Source organism: Duganella sp. AC237, from assembly GCF_979254035.1.
The window spans coordinates 573481-587431 of record NZ_CEEDEW010000003.1; the positions used below are offsets into that span (position 1 = coordinate 573481).

Genomic DNA, 13951 nt, shown 5'->3' on the forward strand with positions numbered 1-13951 from the left:
CCTATGCTAGTAGTACGCGCAATCAAAGCCGACGACCTCGACGCCCTGTACGTGATGGCCACGCAGGTCGGCAGCGGCATGACCACCCTCAAGCCGGACATGAAGATGATGGGCGACCGCCTGGCGATCGCCGTCGCCTCGTTCGCCGAAACCATCCCGCCCGAAAAGCGCGACTACATGTTCGTGATGGAGGATACCGACACGGGCCGCCTGGCCGGCGTGTGCGCGATCAAGGGTGCGGTCGGGCTGAACGAACCGTTTTATAACTACCGTATCGGCACGCTGGTGCATTCGAGCCGCGAGCTCGATGTGTTCACCCGCATGGAAACGCTGTACCTGTCGAACGACCTGACCGGCAGCACCGAACTGTGTTCGCTGTTCCTTCATCCGGACTACCGCACCGGCAACAACGGCAAGCTGCTGTCGAAGAGCCGTTTCCTGTTCATCGCGCAGTTCCCGCATCTGTTCACCGAAAAGCTGATCGCCGAAATGCGCGGCTACCAGGAGGAGGGCGGCCGCTCGCCGTTCTACGAAGGGTTGGGCCGCCACTTCTTCAAGATGGATTTCGACCACGTCGACGATCTGACCGCCGTCGGTAAAAAATCCTTCATCGCCGAGTTGATGCCGCGCCAGCCGCTTTACGTGGCCTATCTGCCCGAGGACGCGCAGCAGGTGATCGGCAAGGTCCACACTTCGACCGCGCCGGCGCGCCGCCTGCTGGAGCAGGAAGGCCTGTACTTCGAAGGTTATGTCGATATTTTCGACGCCGGACCGGTGCTGCAGGCGCGCGTGTCGGAACTGCGCGCCATGCGCGACAGCACGCTGGCCGAAATAGGCAAGGTCTCCGACCTGGCCTCTGCCTGCGCGCCGGAGGCGCCGATGGACGAGCCGATGCTGGTGTCGAACACCACGCTGAGCGATTTCCGCATGATCCTGTCGCAGTCGGTGCCGGTGAACGGCGCCCTGGAACTGCCCGTCGCGGAGCAGGACGCCCTGTGCTGCAAGGCCGGCGACACCGTCCGCACCCTGACTCTCAATTTGAGGAAGAATCCCCATGTTTAACGCATCGCCCAACGCATCGAACACCGCACTCAGTAACTTCATCAACGGCGAATGGCTGCCTGGCAGCGGCCCGGAAATTTCGACCATCGATCCATCGAACGGCCAGCAGACCTGGGCCAGCAATGAATCGATGCCGCAAGACGTGGCGCACGCCTGCGCCGCCGCGCGCGAAGCCTTCGAAGCCTGGGCCCTGGCGCCGCTGGACGAGCGCATCGCTGTGTGCACCCGCTTCCGCGACCTGCTCAAACAGGACGCCGAGGCGCTGGCGCTGCTGATCTCCGAGGAAGTCGGCAAACCGCTGTGGGAAGCCCGCACCGAAGTGGCGACGATGGCCAACAAGATCGATATCTCGGTGCAGGCGCACGCCGCGCGCACTGGCGAGTCGCACAACAAGGTCGCCGACGGCGAGGCGGTGCTGCGTCACCGTCCGCACGGCGTGTTCGGCGTTTTCGGTCCGTATAACTTCCCCGGCCACCTGCCGAACGGGCATATCGTGCCGGCGCTGATCGCCGGTAACACGGTGGTGTTCAAGCCGAGCGAATACGCGCCGCGCACCGCCATCAAGACCGTGCAGCTGTGGGAGCAAGCCGGCGTGCCGAAAGGCGTGATCAACCTGGTCAACGGCGGCCGCGATACCGGCATCGCGCTGGGCCAGAACCCGCTGCTCGACGGCGTGCTGTTCACCGGCAGCTGCCAGACCGGCTCCGCACTGCATAAGCAGTTCGGCGGCCAGCCGGGCAAGATGCTGGCGCTGGAAATGGGCGGTAACAATCCGCTGGTGATCTGGGACCAGGGTAACAACATAGACATTGACGCCGCCGTCTTCATGGCGATTTCCTCGGCCTTTATTTCGGCCGGGCAGCGCTGCACCTGCGCGCGCCGTTTGATCCTGCCGACCGGCGCGGCGGGTGACGCGATCGTTGCGCGTCTGGTCGATGTCGCGAGCCGCCTGACCATCGGCGCCTCGAACGCCGAACCGGCGCCGTTCATGGGGCCTGTCGTCTCGTCGGTGGTGGCCAAACGCCTGGTGCAGGCGCAGGAGGACATGGTGTCCAAGGGCGGCAAGCTGCTGCTGGAAATGCGCCACCTGGACGCCAACAGCGGCTTCGTCTCGGCCGGCATCGTCGATGTCACCGACGCCCAGGACATTCCGGATGAAGAGTGGTTCGGTCCTTTGCTGCAGGTGATCCGCGTGACCGATTTCGACAGCGCCATCAACGCCGCCAACGCCACCGCGTTCGGCCTGGCGTCGGCGCTGATCTCCAACGACGAGAATCTGTGGAAGATTTTCCAGGTGCGCGCACGCGCCGGCATCGTCAACTGGAACCGTCCGACGACCGGCGCCGCCAGCACCGCGCCGTTCGGCGGCGTGGGCCAGTCGGGCAACCATCGTCCGAGCGCCTACTACGCGGCGGATTACTGCGCCTATCCGGTGGCGTCGATCGAAAACAATGTACTCGAAATGCCTGCGAAACTGTCGCCGGGCATGCACTTCTAAGGATCCGACATGCGCGCACGCGAATTCAACTTCGACGGCCTGGTAGGTCCATCGCATAACTATGCCGGTCTGTCGTTCGGCAACGTGGCGTCGTTTAGCAACGTCAAGAGCGCGTCGAACCCGAAGCTGGCGGCGTTGCAGGGTCTGGCCAAGATGCGGGCGCTGGCCGCTCGTGGCTTCGGCCAGGCTTTGCTGCCGCCGCAGGACCGGCCCAACTTCCGGCTGCTGCGCAGTATCGGCTTCACCGGCAGCGATGCCGACGTGCTGGCGAAAGCGGCCAGGGAAGCGCCGGTGATCCTGGCGTGCGCGTATTCGGCCTCGCCGATGTGGACCGCCAACGCGGCGACGGTCAGCCCGTCCGCCGACAGCGCCGACGGCCGCACCCATTTCACCGCGGCCAATTTGAACAACAAGCTGCATCGCGCCTTCGAGCATGAGCAGTCGGCGCGCAGCCTGCGCGCGATCTTCCACGACATCAATCACTTCGCGGTTCACGATGCGCTGCCTGGCACGCCGGCTTTCGGCGACGAAGGCGCGGCCAACCACACGCGCCTGTGCAAGGACCATGGCAGCGCGGCGGTCGAGATGTTTGTGTACGGCCGTACCGAATTCGACGCGTCGGCATCGGCGCCGAAGAAGTACCCGGCGCGCCAGACGCTGGAAGCTTCGCAGGCCGTCGCGCGTTTGCACGGCCTGTCGGCCGATCGCACCGTCTACATCCAGCAGAACCCGGACGTGATCGACCAGGGCGTGTTCCACAACGACGTCATCGCCGTCGGTAACGGCAATGTGCTGTTCTATCACGACCAGGCCTTCGCCGACGAAGCGGGCAGCCTCGATACGCTGCGCCGCGCGATGGACGGCGTCGGCGCGGAGTTGAACGCGATTCGCGTCGATACCGGGGCGGTGTCGGTGGCCGATGCGGTGGCCAGCTATCTGTTTAACAGCCAGCTGCTTTCCAAGGACAACGGCAAGATGGCGCTGGTGATCCCGCAGGAGTGCGAGGAGAACGCCGCCGTCGCCGCCTATCTGCAAGGGCTGGTCGCCAGCGGCAACGCGGTCGACGAGTTGATTCATTTCGATCTGCGCCAGTCGATGCGCAACGGCGGCGGGCCGGCGTGCCTGCGCCTGCGCGTGGCGCTGACGGACGCCGAGGCGGCGGCCATGCATCAAGGCGTCGTGATGACCGAGGCGCTGTATCACACGCTGGTGGCGTGGGTGGAGAAGCATTACCGCGACCGGCTCGATCCGTCCGACCTCTCCGATCCTTCATTGGCGATCGAAGTGCACACCGCGCTGGAGGATTTAAGCCGGATTCTTGGAATGCCGAACCTCTACGATTTTTAAAATTGAGATGCTCGAATAATCGTGCTCCATTGATTCGATTTGTAATGCACTATTTCGTCCCCATCTGGTTTAATAGTGTCCGGATTCCCGACCCTTCGCCGCGTAGCCACAAGCCGGCGCGGCGTCCTGCAACATAAAATACTCATAACGTATTGGAGAAGCAAAGATGAAACAAATGCCACAAGACCTGCGCGCTCAGACGCTGGATTTGATCAACGCCAGCAAGCCTGCCAGCGAAACAAGCCAGGTTCCGGCGCTGATCAGCGCCTGGCTCGGATCACTGGACGATGAAGACCTGACCGGCACCGTGCCCGGTAGTCTGGCGCCGGTTTTGTGGGACGGTTTCACGCAAGCCTCCAAGCGCACCGGCAACGGCGCGCAAATCGCCAAGCTGCGCTACGAAGATGGCCGTGGCGGCATGGCCACCGCGCTGTTGATCCTCAACGACGACATGCCGTACCTGGTCGACTCGATCGTCATGGCCATGCGCAAGCTGCGCATCGTCGCCAACGGCGTATTGAACTCGGTGCTGCCGGTCGCCCGCAACGCGGAAGGCGTGGTCACCGCCGTCGGCCAGAGTGGCGACAAACTCGAATCCTACGTCCTGTGCCTGCTGGCCGACGACCTGTCGGAGGCGGAACTGGACACGCTGGTCGACCGCGTCGAGCTGGTCTCGCGCGACGCCGCCGTGGTCCGCCGCGACAAGGCCGCGATGCAGGAACACTTCAGCCGCATCGCCAAAGAAGCATCCGCCAATGGCGAAGAGGGCCAGGAAGTCGCCGCCTTCCTGGAATGGGCGCGCACCGAAGGCTTCGAGCCGTTCGGCTACGCCTACTATCAAGTCAAACCGGGCGTGCGCGAGCTGGAACGCGACATCCCGAGCCGCATCGGCGTGCTGCAGGACACCACGCATCCGGTCTATGGCACCTGCCTTGCGAACATCCCGGGCGACTTCGACACGCTGTCGAAGCGCGCGCACACGCTATCGATCGTCAAGGCCGACGTCGAAGGCACTTTGCACCGCGACCAAGCGCTGGATTTCATTGGCATCCGCCACACCGATCCGCAAGGCGCTATCCTCGGCGAATACTGCTTCGTCGGCCTGTTCACCCGCGCGGCCACCGCCACGCCGCTGAACCGCCTGCCGTTCGCGCGCGGCCGCATCGCCAAGGTGTTGAGCATCGCCGGCGTGCGCCAGGAAGGCTTCCGCGCCGAGAAATTCATCGAGATACTCGAATCGCTGCCGCGCACCGAAGCGCTGGAAGCGGAGCCGGAATGGCTGGCAGAAGTCTGCGGCGCCGTCGTCTCGCTGTACAAGCAACCGCGCACCAATGTGTTCGCGCGCCGCGACGTCTATGCGCGCCACCTGAACGTGCTGGTGTACCTGCCGCGCGAGCGTTACAGCGCAAGCGTCGCTTCCGCCTTGGCCAAGGCGCTGCAAGCCAGCTCCGGCGCCCATCACGTCAGCTCGCAGACCTTGGTGGCCGACGGCCCGCTGGCCCGCGTGTACCTGATCGCCCACGGCGCGCGCTATCCGCTGGACCTGGAAACGGACATCCAGCAGCCGCTGACGGCGGTGCTGGACGGCTGGCATGACAGCTTCTCGAAGCTGGCCGACGCCGTCTCGAACGTGCCGATGCGCGCTCACCTGCGCAAGATGTGCGCGACCCTGCCGACCGACTATGTCGGTTCGACCCCGCCGGTCGCCGCCTTCTATGACCTGCAAACCATTTTGCAAAACACCGATCCGTCGCGCGTCGACGTGCGCGTGGACGCGGCGGCCGACGCCACCACCATCCGCCTGTACTCGGTGGACCGCGTGCCGTCGCTGTCGACCATCCTGCCGGCGCTGCACAACGCCGGCGTGGCCATTGACCGCGAACAGGCGCACTCGATCCGCATGGACGGCAAGCGCCACTTCGTCACCAGCCTGTCGGTCGATGAAGCCAGCGCCGCCAGCCTGGCCAAGCCGGAAGTGATTCCGGTCGCGCAGGAGTTGTTCGCGTCCCTGTTCAACAACGAAGCCGAAGACGGCCGCCTGAATGGCCTGGTCATCGAAGGTGGTTTGAGCCTGCGCCAGGTGCAACTGGTGCGCGCCTACATGAGCTACTGGCGCCAGACCGGCACCCAGTTCTCGGTGCGCTACATCGCCGAGACGCTGCGCAAGCAGCCGGCCATCGTCAAGCAGCTGGTGGACGCCTTCCTGCAGCGCTTCAATCCAGCGCTCGATCAAGCCACCCGCGACGCCGCGCTGGAATCGCTGGCCGCCATCAAAGGCCGCCTGCCGTCGATCAACCACGCCGACAGCGAAGAAGTGCTGGGCGCCCTGACCGATCTGATGACCGCGACCCTGCGCACCAACTACTTCCAGAACAACCAGAAGGGCGACAAGATCATCTTCAAGTTCGACACCAGCAACCTGTCGCTGGTGCCGGAACCACGTCCGTTCCGCGAGATCTTCGTGTTCTCGCGCCGCTTCGAAGGCGTGCACCTGCGCGGCGGCCCGGTCGCCCGTGGCGGCTTGCGCTGGTCGGACCGCATGGAAGACTACCGCACCGAAGTCCTGGGCCTGGTGAAGGCGCAGATGGTGAAGAACGCCGTCATCGTGCCGGCCGGCGCCAAGGGCGGCTTCGTGTGCAAGCAGATGCCGAAGGACGCCGTGCGCGAAACCATCGCGGCCGAAGGCGAAGCGGTCTACCGCCTGTTCATCGCCAGCCTGCTCGAAATGACCGACAACCGCGTGCTGGGTAAAATCGTCCCGCCAGCGGACACCGTCTGCTACGACAGCGACGATCCTTACCTGGTGGTGGCTGCGGATAAAGGCACGGCGACCTTCTCCGACATCGCCAACGGCATCGCTGTGCAACGCGGCTTCTGGCTGGGCGACGCCTTCGCGTCGGGCGGCTCGAACGGCTACGACCACAAAAAGATGGGCATCACCGCCAAGGGCGCGTTCGAAGCCGTCAAGCGCCACTTCTACGAAATGGACCACGACATCCACGCCACCCCGGTGACGATGGTCGGCGTGGGCGACATGTCGGGCGACGTGTTCGGCAACGGCGCGCTGCTGTCGCGCAAACTGCAGATCATCGCCGCGTTCGACCACCGCCATATCTTCCTCGACCCGACGCCGGACATGGAAAAATCCTTCGTCGAACGTGAGCGCATGTTCGCGCTGCCGCGCTCCTCGTGGGACGATTACAACAAGGAATTGATCTCGGCTGGCGGCGGCGTCTATCCACGCACCTCGCGCATGATCGAACTGTCGCCGCAGATCCGCGCCGCGCTGGACATCGAGGAAACCTCGCTGCCGCCGGAAGAACTGATGCACCGCATCCTGAAGGCGCCGGTCGATCTGTTCTACAACGGCGGTATCGGCACCTACATCAAGGCGTCGACCGAGTCCCACGCGCAGGTCAAGGACCGCGCCAACGACAACATCCGCGTCGACGGCAACCAGCTGCGCTGCAAGGTCGTCGCCGAGGGCGGCAACCTGGGGGCCACCCAAGCGGGCCGTATCGAATTCGCGCTGGCCGGCGGCCGCATCTTCACCGATGCGATCGACAACTCGGCCGGCGTGGATTGCTCCGACCATGAAGTGAACGCCAAGATGTGGCTGGACGTGGAAATGAACGCCGGCCTGCTGACCGAGGCGGACCGCAACCGCACCCTGAACGAAATGACCGCCGACATCGAGCGCCTGGTCCTGCGCGACAACACGCTGCAAACGCAGTTGCTGGTGCGCGAGGCGCAGGCGCAAACCGACGCCGCCGTGCAAGACGGTTACGCCTCGCTGATCGCCTTCCTGGAAGAAGAGGGCGCGCTGTCGCGCGATCTGGAGCAGCTGCCGACGGTGGCCGAACTGGCGCGCCGCAAATCCGATGGCCGTGGCTTGACCACGCCGGAACTGGCTGTCGTCATCGCCAACGTCAAGAACCGCTACAAACGCATTCTGTCGGCGCTGCCGCTGACGGAAAACAGCTGGGCCGAGTCGGTGCTCAAACCGTACTTCCCGGACCTGCTGGTGGCGACCCGTCCGGCGCTGGCGCACCCGCTGGCCAACGCCATCCTGGCGACCGTACTGGCCAATGAATCCGTCAACCGTTGCGGCCCGCTGATGCTGCGCCAACTGGCCGGCGAACATGGCGTCGACGAAGCGGACGTGATCCTGGCATGGGGCCAGGCATGGTCGGCGCTGAACCTGGCGCCGATCTTCTCGACCCTGGACGCCGACGCATTGAAAGTGCCGCGCGCCGTCTCGATCAAGGTCGATGGCCGCACCCGCGTCCTGCAGAAGGCCGTCATCGAAGGCGCGCTGACCGTGCCCGCCGACCAGCTGAAGGACGGCGTGGCCGAGTTGACCCGCCTGTTCGCCAAGCCCGAGACCTTGGCCCACCTGAGCTCCGACGACGGCCAGTCCGACGCCGAACTGACCGCAGGCCTGCGTCCGGAATTCGTCGCTGCCTGGAAGGCTGTCGACGCGATCGAATCGGTGGCGGCGTTTGTGTTCGCGGCGCTGTCGGTCACCCGTCCGCTGGGCATGGATTTGCCGGCTTTCCTGCAAGTCGGCCTGGCGCTGCGCGCGCAAGTCGGCATCGACACCTTGGAACGCGGCCTGAAGCTGCCGGCCACCAGCCGTTCGCAGGAACAGCTGCGCAGCTACGCGCAGAACGCGTTGCGCCGCACGCAGCAACGCCTGTTGTCGCAGGTGCTGCTGCACGCCACCGGTAGCCACTCGGGCGTGGAGGCGGTCGAACTGGTGGCCAACACGCTGGGCCTGACCGGCTACGCGGTGGCGACCGATCTGGAACAGGCGATGCTGGATGTGTGGGCGCTGTCCGAGGCGACCAACTCAGGCAACACCACCTTGGCGGTGTAAGCGCATGAGCGAGCGTATCGACACCTTGCCGACAGCGTTACCGGAGGCGGTCCGTGCGCTCGCCGAAGCGGATTTCAGCGCCGTCGCACAGCGCTTTTCGGCGGCCGGTTTCGCTGTTACGCAGCCGGCCGACGGCATCCTCACGATCAAGGGCACGGGCGACCGTCCCGCGATGCTGATCTCCGTTGGCGTGCATGGCGACGAGACGGGGCCGATCGAGATGGTGGCCTACCTGCTCGACGCCTTGTCGCGGCAACCGCAGGCGCTGGCCGTCAATCTGATGCTCTGCGTCGGTAACATCGGCGCCATCCGCGCCGGCAAGCGCTTCATCGATGCGGATTTAAACCGCATGTTCCGCGCCGAACGCGGCACCTTGGCCGGCACCGCCGAAGCCGCGCGCGCCGACGTGATGATCGCCGCTACCACGGCCTTCTTCAGCGACGCGGGACCGGTGCGCTGGCATCTGGATCTGCACACGGCCATCCGGCCGTCGGTGTATCCGACCTTCGCCATCGTCCCGGAGATCATCGCCGAGCATACGCGGCGCGCGCTGATCGAGTGGCTGGGGGTTGCCGGCATCGGCGCGGTGATCATGAATCCGGCTTCGGTCGGCACGTACAGTTACTACTCGGCGGAGCATCATGGCGCCGCCGGCACCACCGTGGAGCTGGGGCGCATCGGCACCCTGGGCCAGAACGACCTGGCGCAATTCGCCGACGCCTCGCTGGCGTTGGATGATCTGCTGCGCGGCGCGCCCAAGCGCGAAGCAAAACAGGCGCCCCACGTCTTTAACACCGCGCGCCAGATCATCAAGTTGAGCGACAAGTTCCAGATGGCGTTCGGGAAGGACACGCATAACTTTACGGCGCTGAAGCAGGGCGAGGAGATCGCCCGCGACGGCGACACCGTCTACACCGTCCAGCATCCGGAGGAACTGGTGGTGTTCCCCAATCCCGACGTCCGGGTCGGCCTGCGCGCCGGTCTGATGGTGGTGCGGATCGACTGACCCTTCCGTCTTAACACCGCTTTACCTCCCTTTACATTCCGCGCACTCATCGTTGGACGATTAAGTACGTTAACAGGTACAGCATTGTCCTTAACTATGGAGTAAGCACTATGACGACAGCAATCAGCGGTATTTCGGGAAGCGCCAGCGCGCCGGCATTCGACCCTGCCAAGGGCGCGGCGCGTATCGCCAACAAGGTGTTCGGCGAGATGGACGCCGACAAGGATGGCAAGGTAAAGAAGGAGGAATTCGTTTCCGGCCTGGCGTCGAAAGGCGTTTCGGCCGACGACGCGGCCAAGCAGTTCGACGCGATCGATCAGCAGAAGACCGGTTCGATCACGAAATCGGATCTGGAGACGGCGATCAAAAGCGGCGACTTTGCGCCGCCCAAGCCCACCGAAGGCGGCGCGCCCGCCGCGCAGGGAGGCGGCAAGCCGCAAGGCGCGGGTGGCGGTGGCGGAGCAGGTGGGGCCGGCGCCGCAAGCAGCGCGACCAAGACCTACGAGGCGGCCGACACCAATGAAGACGGCACGGTGTCGCAGCAGGAGCAGCTGGTCTACAGCATCTCGCATCCGTCAGAGGGCGCTTCGGACCCCGGCAAAATCGGCGGCAACATCAACGAAATCGCGTGATCTTGTATTCCCGGTTTAGTCTTTAATTACGGGCGATGAGCACCGCAAGGATCGTCGCGGCGACGCCGAGCACGGCGACCGCCGCGCCGACCATCGGATGAAAACCGCGCGAGACTGTAGGGATTTTTTGAACCGGCATGAATGCTCCTTCTTGTCAGACTGTAATGTTGACTAAGATTAGCGTGCGTCTTGTTTGCAATCTATACGTCGGCCTGTATCAAAAGTAAGCAACTGTAACCAAGCCTTGATGGCGAGTGCGAATAAAGTTGTATTTGTGGCACAAATTACTTTGTGGCGATGAGGCTGGAAAGCCCTATAATCGCTTAGTTTTTTTGCCCCCATTTTCGCCCACACATCTCCCACAAGGATAGCCTGTGAACCAATCGCTGGTCCAGAAACTGACCCGTACCAAGCCGGTCGATACTACAGTTGCACACTTACCAGCTGAGCACGCCCCAACCAGCAATGGCCTGCACCGTTCGATCGGCCTGTTCCCGCTGACGATGATCGGTGTCGGCGCCACTATCGGCACCGGTATTTTCTTCACAATGATGGAAGCCGTGCCCAAGGCAGGCCCCTCCGTCGTCCTGTCCTTCCTGATCGCCGCCATCACCGCCGGCCTGACGGCGCTGTGTTATGCCGAACTGTCGTTCCGGATTCCGGCCTCGGGCTCGTCGTACTCGTTCGCGTATGCGACCGTCGGCGAATTCGCCGCCTTCATCATGGCCGCCTGCCTGTTGCTCGAATACGGGCTGGCGGCGAGCGCGACCGCCATCGGCTGGTCCGACTACCTGAACAATTTCCTCACCAACGCCTTCGGCTGGCACATCCCGGACATGCTGCGCTCGCCCATGATCGTCTCCACCGCGCACGGTATCGAGTGGCGCGCGGGGCATATCAACCTGCCGCCTATCCTGTTGGTGATCTTGTGCGGCCTGCTGCTGATACGCGGCACCAAGGAATCGGCCATCACCAACGCCATCATGGTGCTGATCAAGCTGGCGATCCTGATCTTCTTCATCGTGATCGCGTTTTCCGGGTTTGACATCAATAACTTCCATCCGTTCTTCAGTCCCGACAACGGCGTGCACTATACCGGCATGGCCGGGGTGACGGCGGCGGCGGCGACGGTGTTCTTCTCGTTCATCGGCCTCGACACGGTCGCCACGGCCGGCGAAGAGGTGCGCAATCCCAAGCGCAACGTACCTATCGGCATCCTGTCGGCGCTGGCGATCGTGACGGTGTTCTATATGCTGGTGGCGGTGGCGGCGATGGGAGCGCAGCCGGCGTCGAAATTCGCCGGCCAGGAAGCCGGGCTGGCTGTGATCCTGCAGAACGTCACCGGCAAGACCTGGCCGGCGCTGGTGCTGGCGGCGGGCGCGGTGATCTCCGTGTTCAGCGTGACCCTGGTGACGATTTACGGCCAGACGCGGATTCTGTACGCGATCTCCAAGGACGGCCTGATCTCGAAGTCGTTCCAGAAGGTGAGCGCGAAGACGGCGTCACCGGTGCAGAACACGTTGATCGTCTGCATAGTCGTGGGTCTGGTGGCCGGCTTTGTGGACGCGACCTTCCTGTGGGACATGGTCAGCATGGGCACGCTGACGGCGTTTATCGTGGTGTCGCTGGCGGTGCCGGTGATGCGCAAGAAGGAAAACGGTAAGGGTGTGAAGGGCTTCCGTGTGCCGTTCGGTCCGTATGTGGTGCCGGGCCTGAGTATCAGCGCCTGCCTGTATCTGATGTTCGGTCTGTCGTTGACGACTTACACGATCTTTATCATCTGGATGTCGGCCGCGGTCGTGACGTACTTCCTGTACGGGATGCGCAACTCGAAATTGAATCTGCTGAAGTAACTTATTTAAACCGCTACAAACTAAAAAGCCCCGGCACCGCGTTAGCGGCCGGGGCTTTTTGCTGTGGCGCGCACGGCTTATTCTACGTCTTTGGTTGGCTTCGAGCCCAGGTACAGGCGCAGAACGATACCGGATACGGCGATGGCGGCAGGCAGGTTTTCGATGATGGTCAGCATGGTGGTTCTCCGTAAATAAGTGAGTGAACTGCTATTAACCGAAACGGGCTGCGATGTAGCGCAGTTCCGCAGCCAGGTTAGGCGAGTGGGCTTCCACGTCTTTAGCGGTGCTGCTCAGCCACCAGATGGTTTCATCGGCGCGCTCGGTGGTCGCTTCTGCAACAGCGGCTGGCTTCCGTGCAAACAGCGCAGCGAACAGTTGACGTACGGCGTTGGCGACGTTGCCTGCATAGTTGGCGTTGGTGTGAGTGTTGAAAGTAGTCGAGTTCATGAGAAGCTCCTGTTAAATGTTCGTTTGATGCAGTGCAGTATGCGCCGTTTTCAGAAATAAAAAAAATTTTGATTTGTGATAGGAGCCATTAGTTTTCAGTATAACTTGATGTTTTCCCTATGAAACATCGGTTCCGAATGGCAACAAATTATGTTGGATTTTTTTGCTTGGGATGCTGCATCCGGTAATCTTGGATGTCCGAATGGCAATAATGGCGGCTAACCGTGCGACAGGCTGGCAAAGCTATTCACGAACGTGATAGCGGATATCGATTTTATTTGGGAAATCAATGACAGGAAGTTAACGCCGGCGGTCGAGCCAGCGGCCGCCAAACATCGTGCACATCAGCGACAGCACGATCAGCGCAATGCCGGCCCATTGCCAGCCGGTGACGACGTCGCCCAGCAGCACCATGCCGGCGCTGATGCCGACCACCGGCACGCCCAAGCTGAACGGCGCCACGCGGTTGACCGGGTGCCGCTTGAGAAGCCGGGTCCACATGGCGTAGCCGAGAATGGTGGCCATCCAGCCCAGATAGGCGACCGCCGCCCAGGTGGTCCACGGCGCGCCGGTCCAGTGCCAGCGGGTGGCCGGATCGTCGAACGCCAGCGACAGCCCGATGAAAGGCAGGATCGGCACCAGGCTGCACCAGACCATGAAGCTGACCACGTCGAATTCCGGCGTGGCCTGCTGGGCGCGGCGCACGACGATATTGGAGGCGGCCCACATCGCCGCCGCCATCAACGTCAGCAAGAAGCCGCCGGCGGTGGTGCCGCCGGCGTGGCCCGGTTCCACGTAGTTCATGCCGAAGCAGACCAGCCCAACGGCCGCCAGCAGCAGGCCGCCTTTCAGGGCGCGGCTGGCGCGCTCGCGCAGCAGCACGAAGCCGAACAGGGCGGTGAAGAAGACCTGCGTTTGCAGGATGACCGACGCCAGCGAGGCCGACATGCCGACCTTGAGCGACAGGAACAGCAGTCCGAACTGGCCGACGCCCTGGCACAGTCCATAGGCGACGATCCATTTGACGGGGAGCTTGGGCGGACGCACGACGAGGATCAGCGGCAGCACCGCGAACACATAGCGGGCGGCGCCCATCTGGAACGGCGTCAGGTCCTTGAGGCCGATCTTCATCGCGACGAAGTTGGTGCCCCAGATCAGGACCACGGCCAGGGCGGAAAGGAGGTCGCGAGTGGTGAAAGGGGCGGATGATGAACTCATCGCCCCATG

At 63.4% G+C, this 13951-nt stretch carries 9 protein-coding genes; 7 read left to right on the forward strand and 2 right to left on the reverse strand.

Annotation, left to right across the window (positions count from 1 at the left end):
- Positions 1-3: 3 nt before the first annotated feature.
- The 7 genes from astA to AC0IYS_RS02900 all read left to right on the forward strand — a co-directional run bounded on the left by astA (position 4) and on the right by AC0IYS_RS02900 (position 12277).
- A complete protein-coding gene (astA, locus tag AC0IYS_RS02870) occupies positions 4-1062 on the forward strand; it encodes an arginine N-succinyltransferase (protein WP_471703751.1) in 1059 nt (352 codons plus the stop codon).
- Complete coding sequence (astD, locus tag AC0IYS_RS02875) at positions 1055-2560, forward strand: succinylglutamate-semialdehyde dehydrogenase (RefSeq protein ID WP_471703752.1); 1506 nt, start codon at positions 1055-1057, stop codon at positions 2558-2560. Before astA ends, astD begins: the two co-directional genes overlap by 8 nt.
- 9 nt (positions 2561-2569) lie before the next feature.
- On the forward strand, positions 2570-3907 hold the full coding sequence (gene astB / locus AC0IYS_RS02880; protein WP_471703753.1) for an N-succinylarginine dihydrolase: 1338 nt from the start codon (positions 2570-2572) through the stop codon (positions 3905-3907).
- Positions 3908-4073: 166 nt separating this feature from the next.
- Positions 4074-8786 (forward strand): NAD-glutamate dehydrogenase domain-containing protein, encoded by a 4713-nt coding sequence (locus AC0IYS_RS02885; RefSeq protein ID WP_471703754.1) that lies wholly within the window; start codon positions 4074-4076, stop codon positions 8784-8786.
- Between the two features lie 4 nt (positions 8787-8790).
- Positions 8791-9792, forward strand: a complete 1002-nt coding sequence (locus AC0IYS_RS02890) for a succinylglutamate desuccinylase (RefSeq protein WP_471703755.1) — start codon at positions 8791-8793, stop codon at positions 9790-9792.
- A gap of 110 nt (positions 9793-9902) precedes the next feature.
- The gene (locus AC0IYS_RS02895) at positions 9903-10424 is read left to right on the forward strand and encodes an EF-hand domain-containing protein (RefSeq protein ID WP_471703756.1); all 522 of its coding nucleotides are present in this window, start codon (positions 9903-9905) and stop codon (positions 10422-10424) included.
- A 374-nt stretch (positions 10425-10798) separates the two neighbouring features.
- Positions 10799-12277: an APC family permease gene (locus AC0IYS_RS02900; RefSeq protein WP_471703757.1), complete on the forward strand. Its 1479-nt coding sequence runs from the start codon at positions 10799-10801 to the stop codon at positions 12275-12277.
- A 210-nt stretch (positions 12278-12487) separates the two neighbouring features.
- Here the strand turns inward: AC0IYS_RS02900 and AC0IYS_RS02905 are convergent, their stop codons facing one another.
- Both AC0IYS_RS02905 and AC0IYS_RS02910 read right to left on the reverse strand, forming a co-directional pair.
- Entirely contained in the window at positions 12488-12724 is a 237-nt protein-coding gene (locus tag AC0IYS_RS02905; RefSeq protein ID WP_471703758.1) for a hypothetical protein, read from the reverse strand.
- Positions 12725-13024: 300 nt separating this feature from the next.
- The gene (locus AC0IYS_RS02910) at positions 13025-13942 is read right to left on the reverse strand and encodes an EamA family transporter (RefSeq protein ID WP_471703759.1); all 918 of its coding nucleotides are present in this window, start codon (positions 13940-13942) and stop codon (positions 13025-13027) included.
- Positions 13943-13951 lie beyond the last annotated feature (9 nt).

Bases quoted from the DNA above. Each gene is read 5' to 3' on its own strand.
- astA (WP_471703751.1), top strand. From the start codon at position 4: ATGCTAGTAGTACGCGCAATCAAAGCCGACGACCTCGACGCCCTGTAC.
- astD (WP_471703752.1), top strand. From the start codon at position 1,055: ATGTTTAACGCATCGCCCAACGCATCGAACACCGCACTCAGTAACTTC.
- astB (WP_471703753.1), top strand. From the start codon at position 2,570: ATGCGCGCACGCGAATTCAACTTCGACGGCCTGGTAGGTCCATCGCAT.
- AC0IYS_RS02885 (WP_471703754.1), top strand. From the start codon at position 4,074: ATGAAACAAATGCCACAAGACCTGCGCGCTCAGACGCTGGATTTGATC.
- AC0IYS_RS02890 (WP_471703755.1), top strand. From the start codon at position 8,791: ATGAGCGAGCGTATCGACACCTTGCCGACAGCGTTACCGGAGGCGGTC.
- AC0IYS_RS02895 (WP_471703756.1), top strand. From the start codon at position 9,903: ATGACGACAGCAATCAGCGGTATTTCGGGAAGCGCCAGCGCGCCGGCA.
- AC0IYS_RS02905 (WP_471703758.1), bottom strand. From the start codon at position 12,724: ATGAACTCGACTACTTTCAACACTCACACCAACGCCAACTATGCAGGC.
- AC0IYS_RS02910 (WP_471703759.1), bottom strand. From the start codon at position 13,942: ATGAGTTCATCATCCGCCCCTTTCACCACTCGCGACCTCCTTTCCGCC.